At 60.1% G+C, this 18,106-nt stretch carries 16 protein-coding genes; 6 read left to right on the forward strand and 10 right to left on the reverse strand.

Annotated features, from left to right (window positions below):
- On the reverse strand, positions 1–1,279 hold a 1,279-nt coding region (locus tag J3489_RS33080), incomplete at its 3' end, for an NCS1 family nucleobase:cation symporter-1 (RefSeq protein WP_207005034.1).
- Positions 1,280–1,873: 594 nt separating this feature from the next.
- Here J3489_RS33080 and J3489_RS33085 point away from each other — a divergent pair.
- A complete protein-coding gene (locus J3489_RS33085; protein ID WP_207005035.1) occupies positions 1,874–3,355 on the forward strand; it encodes an aminotransferase-like domain-containing protein in 1,482 nt (493 codons plus the stop codon).
- A complete protein-coding gene (locus J3489_RS33090; RefSeq protein WP_207005036.1) occupies positions 3,352–4,092 on the forward strand; it encodes a TetR/AcrR family transcriptional regulator in 741 nt (246 codons plus the stop codon). The genes J3489_RS33085 and J3489_RS33090 overlap by 4 nt, the downstream gene beginning before the upstream one ends.
- Before the next feature lie 304 nt (positions 4,093–4,396).
- Here J3489_RS33090 and J3489_RS33095 read toward each other — a convergent pair whose 3' ends face one another.
- Positions 4,397–5,821: an OprD family outer membrane porin gene (locus J3489_RS33095; RefSeq protein ID WP_207005037.1), complete on the reverse strand. Its 1,425-nt coding sequence runs from the start codon at positions 5,819–5,821 to the stop codon at positions 4,397–4,399.
- A gap of 329 nt (positions 5,822–6,150) precedes the next feature.
- On the opposite strand from J3489_RS33095, the gene J3489_RS33100 reads away from it, so the two are divergent.
- Complete coding sequence (locus J3489_RS33100; protein WP_207005038.1) at positions 6,151–6,564, forward strand: hypothetical protein; 414 nt, start codon at positions 6,151–6,153, stop codon at positions 6,562–6,564.
- A gap of 109 nt (positions 6,565–6,673) precedes the next feature.
- On the opposite strand, the gene J3489_RS33105 is transcribed toward J3489_RS33100, so the two are convergent.
- Positions 6,674–6,859 carry a class I SAM-dependent methyltransferase gene (locus J3489_RS33105; RefSeq protein WP_207005039.1) on the reverse strand — a complete coding sequence of 62 codons (186 nt, stop codon included), beginning with the start codon at positions 6,857–6,859 and terminating at the stop codon, positions 6,674–6,676.
- Between the two features lie 295 nt (positions 6,860–7,154).
- On the opposite strand from J3489_RS33105, the gene J3489_RS33110 reads away from it, so the two are divergent.
- On the forward strand, positions 7,155–8,108 hold the full coding sequence (locus J3489_RS33110) for a LysR family transcriptional regulator (protein WP_207005040.1): 954 nt from the start codon (positions 7,155–7,157) through the stop codon (positions 8,106–8,108).
- A 32-nt stretch (positions 8,109–8,140) separates the two neighbouring features.
- Here J3489_RS33110 and J3489_RS33115 read toward each other — a convergent pair whose 3' ends face one another.
- From J3489_RS33115 to J3489_RS33145, 7 genes are all read right to left on the reverse strand, one after another.
- Complete coding sequence (locus J3489_RS33115) at positions 8,141–8,863, reverse strand: enoyl-CoA hydratase/isomerase family protein (RefSeq protein ID WP_207005041.1); 723 nt, start codon at positions 8,861–8,863, stop codon at positions 8,141–8,143.
- Positions 8,860–10,029, reverse strand: coding sequence for a CaiB/BaiF CoA transferase family protein (locus J3489_RS33120; RefSeq protein WP_207005042.1), 1,170 nt, complete (start codon positions 10,027–10,029; stop codon positions 8,860–8,862). Before J3489_RS33120 ends, J3489_RS33115 begins: the two co-directional genes overlap by 4 nt.
- 26 nt (positions 10,030–10,055) lie before the next feature.
- The gene (locus J3489_RS33125) at positions 10,056–11,498 is read right to left on the reverse strand and encodes a TIGR00366 family protein (RefSeq protein ID WP_309491461.1); all 1,443 of its coding nucleotides are present in this window, start codon (positions 11,496–11,498) and stop codon (positions 10,056–10,058) included.
- A 103-nt stretch (positions 11,499–11,601) separates the two neighbouring features.
- Entirely contained in the window at positions 11,602–12,717 is a 1,116-nt protein-coding gene (locus J3489_RS33130; protein ID WP_207005043.1) for a Rieske 2Fe-2S domain-containing protein, read from the reverse strand.
- Between the two features lie 90 nt (positions 12,718–12,807).
- The gene (locus J3489_RS33135) at positions 12,808–13,842 is read right to left on the reverse strand and encodes a PDR/VanB family oxidoreductase (protein ID WP_207005044.1); all 1,035 of its coding nucleotides are present in this window, start codon (positions 13,840–13,842) and stop codon (positions 12,808–12,810) included.
- Positions 13,843–14,037: 195 nt separating this feature from the next.
- Positions 14,038–14,934: a LysR family transcriptional regulator gene (locus J3489_RS33140; protein ID WP_207005045.1), complete on the reverse strand. Its 897-nt coding sequence runs from the start codon at positions 14,932–14,934 to the stop codon at positions 14,038–14,040.
- A 107-nt stretch (positions 14,935–15,041) separates the two neighbouring features.
- A complete protein-coding gene (locus J3489_RS33145; protein WP_242540504.1) occupies positions 15,042–16,259 on the reverse strand; it encodes a LysR family transcriptional regulator in 1,218 nt (405 codons plus the stop codon).
- 147 nt (positions 16,260–16,406) lie between these two features.
- Here J3489_RS33145 and J3489_RS38420 point away from each other — a divergent pair, with 147 nt between their 5' ends.
- Together J3489_RS38420 and J3489_RS33155 are read left to right on the forward strand one after the other, a co-directional pair.
- The gene (locus J3489_RS38420; RefSeq protein ID WP_255555313.1) at positions 16,407–16,538 is read left to right on the forward strand and encodes a hypothetical protein; all 132 of its coding nucleotides are present in this window, start codon (positions 16,407–16,409) and stop codon (positions 16,536–16,538) included.
- Positions 16,539–16,540: 2 nt separating this feature from the next.
- Complete coding sequence (locus J3489_RS33155) at positions 16,541–18,100, forward strand: MFS transporter (protein WP_207005046.1); 1,560 nt, start codon at positions 16,541–16,543, stop codon at positions 18,098–18,100.
- Positions 18,101–18,106: the final 6 nt, after the last annotated feature.

The following is an 18,106-nucleotide window of genomic DNA, read 5'->3' on the forward strand; positions in this document are numbered from 1 at the left end:
TTGCGACGGGATTCCAACCGCCACGGTACGAATAGATACCCTTATCCTGGTATAGCGCTTCCAGGTCCAGCTGTGTATTTCGCAACACGAAATAATCCACAATCAAGATGCCGGTAATCGGACCCAGCAGTGCCGAGTAGCCAATCAGCCAAGTGAAGATATAACCCTGCGTAGACGCGAGCAGCTTCCACGGCAATATCGCTATCGCGATGCCCGCGGTAATGTAGCCGCCGCTCCGATATGAGATCTGTTTCGGGGCCAGCGCCGAGAAGTCATACGCCGGACCGACCAAGTTGGCGGCCAGGTTGACGCTGACGGTGTCCACGATCAGTATCAGCAGTGCAATCAAGACCCCTATGCCTTCCATGCGGCCCGCCAGGTCCACGGGATCCCACAGCGCTTTGCCGTAGATCACTACGGTGGCCGACGTGACGACCACCGCGAGCAAGGCGAGCAGCGCCATCGGCGCGGGCAAGCCGATCGTCTGGCCAACCACCTGATCTCGCTGCGATTTCGCAAAGCGGGTGAAGTCGGGGATGTTGAGTGCCAGGGTCGCCCAGAAGCCCACCATTGCCGTCAGTGAAGGCCAGAACGCGGACCAGAACTGACCGGCCTTCGCGCCGCCGGGGGCAAATTGCGAGGGCTGATGCAAGATCGGCCCGAAGCCGCCGGCCTTTTGATAGATCCAGCCGAGCAACACAAAGCAGAGGACGATCTTGATCGGCGCGGTGAACGTCTCCAATTTGCGGATCGACTCGAGGCCGTGCACGACGAACCAAAACTGGATTGCCCAGAACACGAGAAAGCTAAGCAGATGCGCCAGATCGATACCAAGCACCGGCAGCGACGGGCCCGCCAGATTCGTACCGAACACCAAGGTCGCGAGCGTGTACACCATCTGCCCGCCGAACCAGCTTTGGATGCCATACCAGCCGCAGGCCACGATCGCCCGCATCAGCGCGGCCAGCTTCGCGCCGGATGTTCCGAACGACGCGCGCGCCAGCACTGCATACGGGACGCCGTACTTCGCACCGGCGTGGCCGATCAGAAGCATCGGCACCAGCACGATCGCATTGCCCAAAAACACGGTTACCACCGCTTGGCCCCACGACATACCGCCTTCGATAAGGCTGGCGGCCAGCGTATACGCTGGGATGGACATCACCATGCCAACCCACAGAGCCGCATAGTGAAACCAACGCCAGGTGCGTTGCGCGGGGCCGGTAGGCGCGAGATCCGCGTTCAAGAGTTCATTGGAGCCGGAGTTTTCGTGTCTCATCCTGTTCTCCCCCTCATGGGGTTTATCGGGTGCTGCGAGCGGAATCGGCACCCGCTCCTTTTTTATTCCATTACAACGGTTGCGAGGTGCTCATGGTTGCCTGCGTGAGGATGTTTTGGCCATCCCCAGGTAACGCGAAAAATTTCCCCCTGCGTAAAAATTTTTGACCATCAGGAAAAGCATGAGTCGATGATAGGTAAATGACGGGCCGCGAGACATGCACGGCCCAAAGTTATCCCGCCTACCGTGCCTATGCCGCTCGCAAACTGTTAAGTTGAAAATGGCGACACGGATTGGCGCAGTGCAATAGCGTCGTCGCTCCTCGATCGCCCATTTCTCGCGCGCCATTCGCCGATCCCTCGTCTCTTGCCGCAGCGGCCGGCGACGCGTGCCATACGCTTGCGCAAGGCAGGCCCTGCACCGCAAAAAGCTCATTCTCGGAAGTGACGGAATTTTTTCTAGTGGACAAAGTCTTTACCATTTGGCTTAGTATCCTATTGCGTCCGTCGAACTGGCGTGTGAGCGCGGCGGACGCGCCATCAAGGAGTGAGAACAGTGGAGAGACAAGCGCCAAGTCAGACGCGCCGCACTGCATTGACGCATAGCGCTCATCCCGTCGATCTATGGTCCGAGCTCCGGATCGACCGGTCCACGAAGGAGACGCTAGCCGATCAGATTGCGGCGGGCATTGCCCACATTATTTTGCAGTGTGGCACGCGCGTCGGCACCAAATTGCCATCAGTTCGACAATTCTCGAAAGCTCATGCCGTCAGTACCTTCACGGTTCTCGAAGCCTACGGCCGGCTGATCACTCAAGGACTGTTGGCCTCGCGGCCAGGATCGGGTTACTTCGTGGCTCGAACAGAAGCCGCCAGGCGACCCAAGGACATCGAGCAAAACGCGGTTTTGACCGCCATAGACAGCTTGACCCCGGAACTCTACTCGGGCACGTCCGACGCGTTGCCGGTCGGCGCTGGATGGCTGCCGCCCGGTTGGTCCGGGGAATCGGTCATTGCCGAAGCGATGCGGCAAGTCGCGCGGACACCCGCTTCCCGCCTTTCCGGTTATGGTCACCCTCAAGGTTTGCCCGGCCTGCGAAATCATGTGGCGAACACACTGAACGACGAACTGTTTTCTGTTGAGCCGGACTGGATCGTCCTGACACACAGCGCAACCCACGCTTTCGACTTGATCCTGCGCACGCTGACGAAGCCCGGTGACACGGTCCTTGTCGAAGACCCCTGCTATATGCATCTGCACAATATGATTCGACACAACGGATGCGAGCCAATCGGTATTCCGCGTGACGAAAACGGACTGGATTTCAATGTATTGGCAGAGCAGGCGGCGCGGCATCGGCCCAAGCTGATGTTTGTGACCACCGTGCTGCACAATCCGCTCGGCACATCGCTGACTCATCAACAAGCACACCGCTTGCTCGCGCTTGCCGAGCAGTTCGACATGTGGATTGTCGAGGACGACCTGTTCCGGGAAATCGCGCCGAAAGGCGAGCCGTCGCTTGCCGCGATGGACGGTTTGCGCCATGTGATGCGTGTCGGCGGCTTTTCGAAAACGCTGTCGCCGGCGCTTCGCGTGGGCTCGATTTGTGCATCCCCAATACTCGTATCCGAACTCGTGCGCGTGAAAATGATCACCGGGCTGACGACGCTCGAGCTCAACGAACGCACGGCGTATCACGCGGTATCGTCGAACGGCTACCGGCGGGCAGTGCAGCGCCTGCGCAATCAGCTCGATACGGCACGCGAGCACGCGCTGAGCACCCTCCCCAAGCTTGGCCTCTTGCCGTTGGCACGGCCACGCGGAGGGATGTTCGTCAGTGCCGGCTGGCCCGTTGCCCCAACTCACGATCTGAGTGCAAAGAGCATCGCCGATCAAGCGTTGCAGGCAGGTATTCTGCTTGCGCCTGCCGAATTCTTCACGCTAGCGCCTGTCAGCACGATCTGGTTCCGCTTCAACGTCGCCTTCGTCGATTCCGCCGTCCTGACCCGTTTCCTCGCGAAAACCGGCGATCGTTTGTTTCCGTCGACCTCCCACGAGCAACTCGAACACCAATGAAAAAACTTTCCATGCCAGCCGCCGGTCACCGCACAACAGACAGACCATCAACGCGCCGCGCGAGCCACCGCGTTAGCCTGGAGGCGGAGATACTCCTGCACGCTGAACGCATTTTTGCTGAATACGGCTACGAAGGCACATCGCTCGCCACCATTGCCGAGAGCGTCGGACTATCGAAACAAAACCTGCTTTACTATTTCCCGAACAAGCGTGCGCTCTACACCCGCGTACTCGATGGCGTGCTTGACGCCTGGCTGGAAAGCATGGCGCTGCTTGCCGACGACACACGCAGCCCGACGGACACATTGCGCGCGTATATCGCTTCCAAGTTGCGCTTTTCGCGAGAACGGCCGTGGGGTTCTCGAGTGTATGGAATGGAAGTGATCAGCGGCGCCAAGTTCTATCGCAAGGAAATAAAGCAAAAGATCGTGCCTTCCATGCGCATGGATATCGAGGTATTTGAGCGCTGGATCAGTGCAGGCAAGATCGCGCCAACGAACGCCACCCATTTGCTCTTTACGATCTGGGCGATGACTCAATCGTATGCCGACTTCAGCACTCAGATGGCGCTCCTGATGGACAGCAAAAAACTGACGCACAAGGATTTCGATGCGGCGGAAAAACTGATCGTCGATATGGTACTCGCGGTTGTGTGCCCCTCATCGACGACAGAAGCTACCGACAAAGCAGGCCGGCATGCCGGCGAAATTCCGGAACGCGCACATCGCCGTCATTGATACGAGCAAAATCGGCATGCCTGAGCCGTGTCGCCCGCATTGCCGTGGTGTCGCAAACTCACCATTGCCGATCGCCTAGCCTTCCTTGACAACAATTTACTCAGTGTCCCATCGGAAGGAAATCCTTGATCGGCTCAAAGGAATGCTCGATCGTCTCACGCGACAAACGAAACGAAGCTTCGGCGGCCTTTGATCGCATGCGCTACTGGCGCGACCGCCGAAGTCCACGAGGAGAGGGGGCGGAACGCGCGTTCGAACTGGACTGCCCCCTCATCGTCTTCGGAGCGCAGTCCACGGACCGTTTCTAGCTCCCGAACGCATATTCCAGGATCACGCGGTTCTCGAAGTACTTCTTCGATTTCGTCGGCGTCGACTGCATCCCGCCGAAGTCCGTGATGCTCAACCCCTTTAGCTTTCCACTAAAGTTGTAGATCGCATAGAGCAAGTACTCGGACTGGTTGAGACTCACGGCGGTCGCGCTCGACTTCAGGTCCATGAAAGAGTAGCGAGCGCCGAGGAACCAATGGGCGAACGGGGCACCTTTCAGGTCGATCGCGTACGCGTTGCCCGCGCCCAGATCCTCTGTGCTGGTGAAAAAGGGCTGCGCGTACAGCGGATCCGAGCCGATATTGTGCGCGTACGGCGTGACGAGCGCGCCGTTCAGGAACGAGTTCGAGTGCGGCACGATCCGGTCGTAGCCGAAGCTGAGCGTCAGCGAGTTGCGCTTCACGCCGAACTGCGCGCCGAACACCTGGCTGTTTATGTTGCCGAGCAGCTCGCGTCCGTCGCCTGTCTCGCGAATTCCCTGCACGCCGACGAATGGGCGGATCAGCCCGCTGTCGCGAATCACCTGACCCGTCGCGTACGTCATCCTCGCGTAGTCCTGGTAGGTCTGGTACCAGCCCTGCGCGCTCAGCTCGACCGGGGCGAGATCCCACTTGTGCCCACCACCTACGCCCCATAAGCCGTTGGTCTCGGCATTGCCGATCTTCGAGAACGAATCGAAGTTGACGTTATACGCCGTGGTCCGCGTGAACGTGTTGGAGGTGTACGATTTGTAGCGGAACATCTTGAATGCCTCCACAAAATTGTCCGCATCGCCATAGCGCGCCAACACGCCCTGAAACAGCGGCGGCACGATCCGCCAGTCCTCGACTCCATCGAACGGCGCGTCGAGTTCCTGGTTGCCTGCGACAACCTTGAAACCGTGCCCCTCGTACTGCAAATAGGCCTCGCCCAGGTTAAGCAAGTTCGGACCGAGATAGCTGACGACTTGCGAGGGATTGTCCGAGTGGTCGATGCCGCGCTGAAGGAAGGCGCTCACTCCGACCGAAAAACCGTACAGCGCAGCAGTTTTGTAGCCGAACGTGCCGCCGTAGCTGACCGTATCCTGATTGGAGGCCGGGACGAAGTACGCGTTATGCAACGTGAAGTACTCCGTCCGGAAGTTCCCGTAAAAGTGCCCCTTCGTGAACATCTCGAGCAGCGAAGTCGCCTCGTTCGCGCCGATCGCCGGCGCAGGCGGCGGAGGCGATACTGGCGGATTGGAGCCCGGAACCGTCATCGTCACAGCGTCTCCGTGCGTATCGCCGCTCGCCTTTGTCTTCCCTCGATCCGCATTCGCAGTCGCGGCGAGGGACTGGCCCCCGGTGGCAGATGCGGGCTGAGCCGGGGTCGCCGACTGAGCCAGCACCTCCTCCTGTGCGTGCGCCGTGGTCGATACCACCATGGCAGCTGCGGCAGCCACTGCAGCCAGGTTATTTCGTACTACACATTGTAAACATTGAATTTTCTTCATACTCAGACCTGGTACGCGGTGATGGGATTGAGAAATTTTGACCGTCAGGAAAAGCACGAGTCGATGCTAGGTAGCCGAAATACCTCGGGACATGCACGGTCCGCAGATATCTCGCCTACCGTGTTCATTCGGCTCGCCAACTGTCAAGTTATAAAAGTCAGTACGGCTTGATGTGCCGCGACGGCGTAGTCCTGACGTCGTTTCCCATTCGTCTCGAATTGCGCCGCCCCTCTTCTTTTGCGCAACTGACGACAACTTCCATGCGTAATTTTCTTGCTCACTGTGGCGGCCGCACTCAGCATTTCGAGCCGCCACACAATGAGACTAAGAGGCACTTTTTTGATTCTCCCTGCGATTTGCGAGCAACCCGCATGCGGCTACAGTTCACTCATGCCGCCGGCAGCGCCTTTGCCAAGGCATGGGTAGTCGCGTGTGAACGCCTTGCGACCAAGATCGGCGACGTCGTGCTTGTCGTCGCCCATGGCCAGAAAAGCGCAAATACGGATAAGCCAAACGCCGACGTATTCGGCGCAAAGATAGCGTCGGTCAGGCCGCAGAGGATTCGCTGGTGCCCGCGCTTCTACGACTTCGCGCTGACCAACCAGCAGGCGATGCCGAGGCGAAGATGTCCTCGCTTGGCAAGCAAGCAGGCGAACACGTCTTTTACCGCCTGATGGATCCGCACGCGTGTGTCCTCATCGGCGTCACGGAACGCGCGCGAGGTGGGCCCGATGAGCTGCGTGCTTACGAAACCGGCATGCTCGGGCGTGTCACCTAGATCCATTAAAAGGTGGTCTCGCCGGAGCCGCAGCCGATATCCAACACCCGCTCACCCGGCATCGGATTGGCGAGGTCTAGCACTGCGTCGGCTACTTCCCGCAAATTGCGATCCATCTCGCTCTGATAATGAGCCCATTGTTGTCCCTGGGACCCATTCCCATACTCGATTGGGTTCTGATTCGCGCTCATGTGTCCTTCCGTTGCGGCAGTTGTCCACGGCAAAGGTCGCCGCACAGCATGCTGGTATTAAAATCCACCGTAAGTTTCATAGCCGCCGATGATCCGGCGCGATCCCCCGTCCACAAAAAAACGGCGCCCAGCAGGTAACGGGAGGCATCGTTCTCGCCCTGGATAACGGCAAGCTATCGGTGTCAGAGCCGCGACCTTTCCGAAGAGACTGGCGCGCGTCGAGATATGAGAGTAGGCTGGCAAGTATCTTTCTGCAAACGAATGTTTTTCATCGTAAACATTACAGAGTGGAATTATGATCGATGACCTCCAATCGTTCGTCGCGGTGATCAACGAGGCGTCGCTGACCCGCGCGGCCGACACGCTATTTGTGACGCAATCCACGATATCCAAGCGCATCCAGCGGTTTGAAGCATTGCTGGGCGTCGAGCTGTTCGACCGCAACACAAAACCCCCGCGACCGACCGCCCTCGCGAACCGGGTCTACGAGCAGGCAGTGCCGCTGTTGCGAGGGCTCGAACATTTGCTCGATCTCGCGCGCGAGGATGCTGCGCCGTCCGGGACGCTGCGCCTCGGTTTGTCGCAAGTGGTGGCGGACGTCGTGCTGTTCGATGCAGTGATAGCCATGAAAGAGCAATTCCCGGCGCTCGTGGTGAGATCGCATACCGAGTGGAGTTCGGTGCTGCAGCAAATGGTGGAAAACGGCTCGCTGGACGCCGCGGTGTTGATGCTCCCGGTGCGCGCCGCTCTGCCTGACGATCTGATCGCCCGTCAGGTCGCCACGCTCGAAGTGAAGGTCGTGCAAAGCGCGGAGAAGCCGCTCGTCAAGCGCAAGACAACAACGATCAGGTCGCTCGCGGGCCACGACTGGATACTCAATCCGAACGGATGCGGTTACCGGGCGGCCCTCGAGCGTGCAATGGGCAGCGCCGGCGGGCACTTGCGGGTGAGCGCCGATACCTACGCAACCAATACGCAGCTGCGGCTCGTCGCTACCGGCCTCGGTCTGGGCCTCGTGCCGCTCGATGTGCTATATACGAGCGCATGGCGCGATCAGATAAGCGTGGTGGACGTCAGCGACTTCGCGCTGTCGCTCGATTTCTGGTTGGTTTTTCCGCAGCACTTGGGCAACCTGACACGCGCCGCCGAGGCGCTGGCGCAAGCCATCGCCGCGTCGTTTGTCCGGCAGGCTGCCCAAAGCTTTCCGGCAACGCCGCGGGAAGTGAAGGCCGCGCGCCGTCCCGCCTGAGCAAGAGCAGGAATGGAACCCGTCGTGGAACCTTATCGCTCGCCGATATACGCAAGCATTCGCGCCTTTAGTCCGGGCCGCGACGCCGACCGTACCAGCTCGGCGAGGTCGCGGTCGTCATCCTCGGTGCCCAGCACGTTGTAGAGGTGCGTCTGGGTCTCGCGGTCCAGCAGTCTCGCGACACGGCGCGCATCCGCGAGCAGGTCTGCTTTCGCCTGCGCGTCGACAGCCTTCGCGACAAGCCCGATACGCACCGCTTCCTCGGCAACGATCGTGCGTGTCTCCTCCAGTATTTCCCGCGCCCGGGCATGCCCAACGACGGCACCGAAGCGCCGCGTACCGAGCACAAGCCCAAATCGCAGACCGGGCATCCGGAACGTTGCATCCGCGGTGCAGAAGCGCCTGCGGCACACGGCAAACAGGTCGACGCCCGCCCCGAAATTGGGACCCTGTGCGAACGCGACCGTCAGACAGGGCGACGACGCAACCAGTTGCAGGAGTGTTTCGATCCGGACCAGCCGCATCAGGAGGTCTGCATCGGATTCCCGGTCAAGCTCCCCCTGATCCAATCCTGCGCTGAAGTTCTTGCCGTTTCCCATGAACACCAGCAAGCGCGCGCCTCCGTCATGGGCTTCGCGGATTTGCTCGATGAGGGTCTCGACCACTTCTGTGTTCAGGGCGTTCATCTTGTCGGGACGGTTGAAGGTGAAGGTCCAGCAATCGTCGTCCCTGTTGATCTCAATCAGTTCGTTCATGACGTTTCGTGCGAAAGCGACGCCCTCAATTCCCCGACGATTTCCGCTGTGTGCTCCCCCAACGCGGGCGGTGCCCGACGTATCGGCAGGCCCTGACCGGAGCGCCGGATCGGCGAGGCGAAAGTGCGTGTTGGGGTCCCGTTGGGAAGCGTGAGCGGCTGAACCCACCCCATATGCTCCACCTGTGGATCGGCGAGCACATCCGAATACCGGTTGATGGGTGCGCATGGCACACCTGCTTCCCGAAAACGGTCAAGCCACTCACTCGCATCACCGGCAACAAATTCCGCCTCAAGCATTTCTCTAAGGACGACCTGGTGGCGCGCGCGGTCGGTTGTCGTTCCGAATCGGGCATCGTCAAGCCATTCCGAGTGCCCTATGACCCGGCAGACGCTCGCCCACAGTGCGTTGTTTCCCGCGGCCATCCCGAAGTAGCCGTCGCGGCAGCGGAAAACCTGGTAGGGCGCATTGCGCGGGTGTGCGGAACCCATCTTGACGGGATCGCGTCCGCTCCCGAAAAACTCTGAGGTCTGCAATGCAGCAATGCCAAGCGTCGCGCCAAGCATCGATATGTCGATATGCGTGCCCACACCGGTTCGTTGCACCTGTCGCAACTCCGCTGCAATCGTGAAAGCGGCGTAGAGTCCGGCGGAAAAGTCGGCAAGGGGTACACCGCATTTGACGGGCGCCCCCCCCTCCTCGCCAGTAATGCTCATGATTCCGCTCATGGCCTGCATCGTCAGATCGAACCCGCCCTCCTGCGAACGCGGGCCTGTTTGACCGTATGCGGAAATCGAGCAGTAAAGCAGACGCGGATTGAGACTTCTGAGCGTCGTGTAGCCAAGACCGAGTCGATCCATCACGCCCGGGCGGTTGTTTTCGATCACCACGTCGGCTTCGCTCGTCAGGGTCCGCGCGACGTCCCGATCGCCAGCGACTTTCAGATTCAGTGCCACCGAGCGTTTATTGCGGTTCAGCGACGCGAAGTTCTCGCTGAAGCCGTCGCTCAACGGAGGCCATGCCCGCAGGGTGTCTCCCCCTTCCGGATGTTCGAGCTTGATGACATCGGCCCCCATGTCGGCAAGCAGCATCCCGCAGAATGGCCCGGCGGCGACGTTACAGATTTCGATGACTCGCACGCCATCGAGCGCGAGGTGATCGGTCATGTTTTTCCTCTTCAGTGGATTGGAAGTCAAACACCGGCCCACGTCGGGACGACCAGCAGATAGACCAGACCGAGCAATGTGCCGGCCGTCAGGAAAATCACGAGCGTAAAGCCCAGGACGCGCTGCACACCGACACCGGCGATAGCGACAACGGGAATCGCCCAGAACGGCTGCAGCAGACTGCCGGCCATCTCGCCCGCCGCGATGGCCATCGACGTGCCGGGAAGGGAGGCGCCAAGCTGCATCGCGGCGGGGATCGTGAACGGGCCCTGCACTGCCCAGTGGCCTCCGCCGCTCGGAATGAACAGCGTGATCACGCCAGATGCGAGGTAACTGAGAAACGGCAGCGTCGTTCCTGACGCAACGTGGATGTAGGCGTGTGCGACGGTCTCGTCGAGGCCCGTTGCGCCCATGATCCCCATGATTCCGCCATAAAACGGGTACTGAAGCAACATCGGCCCCGTGACTTTGGCCGCCTCCGTCACCGCGGTCACATACCGGCGCGGGCTGCCGTGCAGGCACAGCCCGGCAAGCAGGAAGATGAAGATGACGGTATTGATGTCGAGACTCACGCCATGATGCATCCATTGCGATGCCAGGTAGGCCGCGCCGGCGAGGACGAAAATGAGCGCACAGACGCGTGAGCGCTCGAGCGCACCCGCGAACGTTCCTGCTCGCGAATCGCTCACCTGCTCGATCTTGTGCTCTTGCGCCTCCAGAAGATCGACATCGGCAGCGATGATGTCCTTTTCCGCTGGTCGCATCAGGATGAAGACCACAGGGATGAGGACCATGGCGACGGCGCCCGCCAGCAGGTTCCATCCCGAGAACACCGTGTGCGACAACGGGACCGCAAGGTGGGTATGTTGTTCCACGATATTCAACGGGTTACCGGGCGATGCGATCGACAAGGCGATCGAACTCGACATGCCGGTGAATGCCCACAACACCCATGAGCTGTATGCCGCCGCCACGAGCCAGGCGAAATCCACCCGTACCCGCCTTGCAACCTGTTTGGACAGGAGTGCGCCGACGACAAGGCCGAACCCCCAGTTCAGGAACGTCGCAACGGCGCCGACGCCGAACACCAGCAGCACCGCCGAACATGGACCCACCGCAAGCCGGCTCACATTTCGCAGCCCTGCCTTGATCAATGGCGCGCTTGCCAGTGCATACCCGGTGACCAGGACCAGCACCATCTGGAAGGCAAACGTGAAGATGCCGAAGATGCCCTTGTACCAGCCGGAGAGAATCACGTCCGGCGCACCTTTCGGTGCAAAGGCCGCCGCCAACGCTGCGACAAGCGCCGTCAGCAGAATGACGATCACGAACGGGTCAGGCATCACCCGTTCAAAAACGTATACGCAGGACGACACGGCACGTTGCAGCAAGGTCTTGTCGTTACTCGCCACATCTGGAGCAGTCTGCCGCGGCCGCACGCCCAGCGGCGAAGTATCATGGGTTTCCACAATGTGTCTCCTGAATTATGGGTCGGTGTTTCAACCAGGGGCTGCCTGCCGTACCGGGGCCTTGAACTTATGGTTTGAATTCCGGCAGCCGCCTGTCGGCGTTCTATGCCATCGCCGATTCCGTGTCGGGCGATGTCTGACCGATCGGGACAATCTGGGGGTCGCGTTCCTTGCGCTGCAGAGCCATCAGGATCTGGCGTGCCCGACGCAATGCCTTGTCGGTCTTGAGGAAGAGTTCCGAATACCCGTCGTCGGGAAACTCCATCATGCGTTGCTGACGTTCGAGCGCCCATTGATCCTGTGCGACGACGGCCGGGAACATCTCCGCTACCTTCCGGGCCGTGGGCACGTTCGGATCACTCAGCGTGGTATGCCAGCCTTTGCACGACGCATTCCACCGCCAGACCAGATTGCGCTCGTCGACGGGCAGATGCAGGTGCAAAAGCGTATAGCCGCGCTCCTTGTCCGTGCCCAGCTCCCCTTCCGGCGCGACGCGCATCACAACACGCGTGAGGCCGGGGCTCACCATGCAATGCGTGTGAATGCGCTCGACCGTGTCGTACAGGAACCATTCCTTGAGATACCGGGGCTGCCTGTAGCCGTGCACGTGGCGCGTGGTACGTACAAAGGTATGCCCCTCGCTTTCACCCTCCTCCAGTTCCACCGGAATCTTGCTGTTTTCCTTGTCGCCGATGTTGCCGTCGTGCAGCGGATAGAAATGCGTGATATCCAGCAGATTTTCGATCAGCAGCAGGTAATTGGCCGGCACGTGCAGAGGCTCGGGTGCGCCGATCGACAGATTGTCCGGGTCGGTGATTTCAGGCGTGCGGGGCGGATCGAAGCGCTGCGCACCGGCGGGATTGCCGGGCCACACCCAGACGACGCCATCCTGTTCGCGCACGGGAACCGCACTCAGACGCGCTCGAGGAGGAATGGGTTTGTCCGGTGCTGACGGAATCGCGACACATCGGCCGGAAGTGTCGTAGCACAAGCCGTGATAAGCGCACTCAAGCTGGCCATTGTCGAGCAGCTTGCTCTGCGACAGTGGAAAACGCTTGTGACAGCAACGGTCGTCGAAGGCCGCGACTTCCCCGCTATCCGCACGCCACATGACGATTGGACGGTTGACGATCTTATGGCCCTGTAATTGCCCCGCGGGAAACTCCGGCGAAAATCCAATCGGATACCAGCAATCCTTCACGTATTCGAACGTACTCATGGCGAGGATCCTCTCGAGATGAATGGAGACGTCATGCGGCCGGACAGCGAGTTCCGGTCTGCGGTTACGGGGTTGGTCTTTGGTTGCCGACTAGATGTCGAGTACCAGAGTCTGACTCTTCGCACGGGAACAACAGATCATCACGAACGCTTCCCGATCTTCGTCGTCCAGCACCGTGTCGCGATGCAGCGGCTCGCCTGCGAGATAACGCGTCATGCAGGTCCCGCAGTAACCTTCGCGACACGATGTGTCGACGTCGACGCCGTGGCTTCGGAGCACGTCGACAATCGACTCGCCTGGATGTACGGTGAATGTCTTGTGCGAGCGGCGCAGCTCGACGTCGAACGGGGCGTCTTCGTCGCCATCGCCATCCGGGATATCGTTCGGACGGGAACGCGTTGCGGCACCTGCGGAGAACCGTTCGCAGTGCCGCGCCGCAGGAGGCCAATGTGCACTGGCGGCTTCGATGGCATCCATCAGGCGGCCGGGGCCGCAATAGTAAAGATGCGTGCCGGGCAAATATTCCTTGAGCGTCGAGACAAGGTCGAGGCCATTACGCGGATCACCCTGGTCGAAATGAACCGATACGTCGCCGCGCTCGACGAGCGGCTGCAGTTCGTCGAGAAATGCTGCACGCTGTGCAGAGCGCGCACAGTAGTACAGATGAAACGACTCCCCGCGGCGCTGCACCTCGGAAATCATCGCCACGATCGGCGTGATGCCGATGCCTCCAGCGATGAAGACATGTCGGCGAGCCGAGGTCGAGAGCGCGAAATGGTTGCGTGGCCGCGAAATCTTCAGTTTCTGACCGGCACGCAGTTCGTCATGCATGGCCATCGAGCCCCCGCGACCCTGTCGATCACGTAATACTGCGACCACATAGCGATCGCGTTCGATGGGCGAATTGCAAAGCGAATACTGGCGAACCATCCGGCCGGAAAGATGTACATCGATATGCGAGCCGGCGGTGAACCCGGGCAGGGGTTGACCATCGGCGCTGACGAATTCGAACGCGTTGATATCGTCGGCAAGGGCCGTAATCGACCTCAGACAGACTTCAAGCTTCCGGAGCCGCACGTCGCCATGACGAGCGGGGGCCTCCTCTCGCGTGAGGACCGCATCCATGTCTTCCTCCTTGTCTCGCAGCGATAGTCATTGACGGGGCCGGCTTGCGGACCCGCACGCTGCGCTTGTGAGGAAAGATTAGGCTCGCGGACACATGAACTCAAACGACTATTTTGCGGAGAAAAACATCAAGGAACTTGATGTTACGTTGCGCAGCGCACAAATCCCGCCGGTTTGTTTCGTTATACGAATCCGTTAGGCACCTTCGATGCGCTCGAAGTCGCTGACCTTTCGCGCCAGTTCGGCGATCGCCCTGGCGAGAGAGTACGAATGGCCCGCCGCGCAGGCGGCGATGAACTCGACCGGTTCAAGGGGGTTCGTGACTTTGACGACGCGAAGCTTTCCTTGCGCGATCTCTTGTGTGCAAGAGCGCACCGGCAGATAGGAGACACCCAGTCCGGAGGCTGTCATCGACGCCGCCACAGCCACGCTCTTGCAACGCGCGAGGTATCGGCAGCGCACATGTTCGCTCATGAACCAGTCCTCGAGTGCGGCAAAGAGAAATGACGCCTGCTTCATGCCGATGATCGGATATTCAGCAAGCTCGTGCGGACTGTAAGTGCGTTCGTCGAAACCGAGCGAGGGGCTCGCCATCAATTGAAAGTCCACCGTTCCGAGGGACAGTGTGGACAGCTCCGGCATTCTCGTGTGCCCAGGTGCGAGGACAAGCTCGAGCTCAGCCTCGCGCAAGCTCGCCATCAACTCGGCGGTCAACGCCTCTTCAATCTCCAGCCGTACATTCGGATACCGTTCTGCGATCACGGTGATCAGGCGAGGCAACCAGGTTGTCGTAACGAGCTCGGCAACGCCGAAGCGCACCGTTCCCGATACGGCTTCGGGCGCACCGATACGGTGTTCGAGTTCGGTCGACAGGTCGAGGATTCGACTTGCGTAGTCCATCAGATCTCGCCCCTTGGGCGTGAGTCGCGCGGTACGATGTGTCCGGTCAAAAAGCTCGACACCCAGGGTTCGCTCCAGTTCACGAAGCCGCATCGAGACGGCCGACTGCGTCGCGTATAGACGCTCGGCGGCAGCCGAGAAGCTGCCTAGCTTGACGGTCCAGAAAAACGTCTCCAGTTGCTGAAGAGTCATGGTATCTCCACGTAACCCGCCCACGCAGGCGATTGCGCAAAAACTTAATCAGGGGTCCGGAAGGCATACCCAGTCGAGCGACGATGCCGAGCGTCTAGTTTTCGCTCTCACAGCGCGGCACACGCGCTGGCGATGAGCCCCCGCATCCATTTGTGGGCCACGCTATTGTCGTTACGACGGTGCCAGTAGATGTCCCAGGAGAACGGCTCCGATGGGAACGGTAGCGGGCGTACCGCTATGGGCTCCGATGCAAAAAGTGCCGCAAGTTTGCTGGAAATGACGGCGACCAAGTGGCTTTCCCGCAGGATTGGAGGAACGAGAAGCCAATGCGGAACCTTAGCGACGACCTTGCTGGCATAGTCTTGCTCGGCCAGGACGTTATCGACGGAGCCAACGTCGGTCGGGCTCATCTTGACACGTAGATGGTCCGCATCGAGAAACCGCTCCAGCGTCAGTTCACCTTGGGTAAGTTCATGGTCTGCCCGCATGACGCAAACCATCTCATCCATGAACAGTTTTTCGCTTCGAATATTCGACGCATGCTGCAACCGCATGCTCAGAGCGAAATCCAACTGATCATTCTCGAGCGCCCTGACCGTCCGTTCGGGCGACATATGGAGTACGTCCAGTGTCACCCCCGGCGCGCTTCCCGATAGCGTCGCAAGGATCTGAGGTAAAACCAGACAGCTGACCAGATCGGACATACGTGCGGTGAACTCGCGTTGCGCCGTCGCCGGATCGAAGCTGACATCGCTCGACATCAGCCTTTCTGTCTGTCGAAGTATCCGGCTGACGGACTCCCCAAGCTCGACTGCCCGCGGTGTCGGCTCCATCGTGTTACCCGCCCGGATGAAAAGGTCGTCCTCGAACAGAAGGCGAAGTCTGGCGAGCGCATTGCTCATTGCCGGCTGGGTCATGGGAATTCTGAGCGCTGCGCGTGTTACGTGCCGCTCCCGCATCAACGCATCGAAGATAACCAGCAGATTCAGGTTAACAGAGCGAAGGTTCATGGCGAGTCGACCCTGCCGTGGAGACGGTACACCGTATATCAGTAGCCACAGTTCGTCGTCAATGATTGGCTTGCCCATCTCCTCGATGCCGTCGTTACGACCATCGAAGTTGGCAGCGGTTGAATAAGTTGACAGGAGCGAGATTAGGCTAACGGCATATGTTTCCGCAAGCGCATAATGTTCATAATTAACATTCCACATCGGAATTAATTGGACGCGTGACGTGCCCGCGGGTAAAAAAAACGTGCGGGACGGCGCGGCATCCTCGCGCGAGAGATCGAGCCAAGGTTCGAGCGATTGGAGGTCATCGACCATAATTCCAATCTGTCATGTTTACGATGACAAACATTCGTTTGCAGAAATATGCCTGCCAGCTTACTCTCACGTCTCGACGCGCACCAGTCTCTTCTGGAAGGTCGCGGCTCTAACACCGATGGCTTGCCGCCATCCACGGAGATAGGGATGCCACTCGTACGAATCAATCTGTCAAGAGATGCGTCACCGGAAGTCGTCCGTGTCGTCAGCGACACGGTCTATGAAGCAATGGTCGACGCGTTCGGCAACGGCGAGATGCAGTACGCGCCGAAGGAATAAATATGCCGAACCAAACACAACCCAACGACAGCCGCGCGTGGACGCGGGGCGACCTCGTCCTGCTAGTCGTCACGACATCGGTCTGCGTCCTGGTAGTGCTTGATGCCAACATGGTGGCTCTTTCGCTTCCATCCATATCGCGTGACTTTGGCACGGCATTTGATCAGTTGGAGTGGGTGATCAGCGCCTACCTGATCACGTTCACCTCATGCATGCTACCCGCGGGCGGCTTCGCGGACCGGTTTGGCCGTCGCACCGTCCTGCTTTCCGGACTTGTCGTCTTTACGGTTGCCTCAATTGGCTGCGGGACGGCCCACAGTCCCACGACGCTTGATGCCTGGCGTGCCGTCCAGGGCATCGGTGCGGCGTTTCAGCTCACGTCCGCCCTCTCGATCATCGGCAACGCATTTACGGGCACCAGCCTCGCTTCGAAGGCATGGGCGATCTGGGGCACCTGCATTGGCTTGACCACGTGCCTCGCGCCGATCATCGGGGGAGTATTCACGGATGTTTTCGGGTGGCGATCAATCTTCCTGATCAATGGACCACTCGGCATCGTCATTTTCGCGCTCGTGCGCAGCATCGTTCCCGACTCGCGCAGTGCGACCCGGCGCCCGCTCGACATCGCCGGCAGTCTCCTGTTCGCCTGCTCGCTGGGCGTGCTGATCTGGGCGCTGATATCGGCCAACGGCGCCGGGTGGCTTGCACGGCCGACGCTCATCAAATGGGGCGTTGCCTTCGTCAGCTTCGTGGTCTTCCTGCTGGTCGAGCAGCGCCGCGCGCACGCGATGGTGGACCTGAAGCTGTTCCGCAGCGGCGTGTTTAACGCGGGCGTCATCGGAATGTTCGGGTATGCGGCATCCGCTCAGGTTCTGCTGACGCTTTTCCCGCTGTATTTGCAGGTCTGGTTCAATGTGTCACCGCTGCATGGCGGCCTCATGATGTTGCCGTTTGCCGCGCTGATGTTGCTGGGCCCGAGCATCGGGAGCCACATCGGCAGGGGGCGCAGCGTGCACTTTCTGCTTTGCATCGGGTTTGTCATCGTACTGATCGGAAACCTTGCGGCCTCGGCTGTGGCGACGAGCGGGCACTACTGGCCCGTTGCGATCGCGATGTGCGTGATCGGCCTGGGCGGCGGCATCCTGAATGGCACGACCGTGCAGGCAATCATGGAGGTCGCGCCGAAGGAACGTGCGGCCATGGCGTCGGGTCTCGCGTCGGCGACGCGATTCGCGGGCATCGTGATGTCGATCGGCGTTCTCGGTGCGGTGATGTCGCAGCGCGCCCATCTCTTCTTTAGTGACCGCGTGGCTGACACGGGCATCCGCCCGGACATCCTCACAACCTTCATCAACCGCGTCCTGTCCGGCGATGCCGAACATACGTCCGGATTGCTGCCGGATGCGATACACGCTTCGATGTTGCTTGCGGCTCGTACTGCAAGTGCGGTGGGGTTTGCCGATGCGCTGCTCGTCAGCGGAGCAGTGTCGCTGCTGTCCTGCTTGGCGATTGTCGTTCTGACACGGCGGGCACGCGTCGCACGAAGCGCGCAACCCATTTGAGCCTAT

The sequence above is a fragment of the Trinickia mobilis genome, assembly GCF_017315705.1.
Classification (GTDB): Bacteria; Pseudomonadota; Gammaproteobacteria; order Burkholderiales; family Burkholderiaceae; genus Trinickia_A; species Trinickia_A mobilis.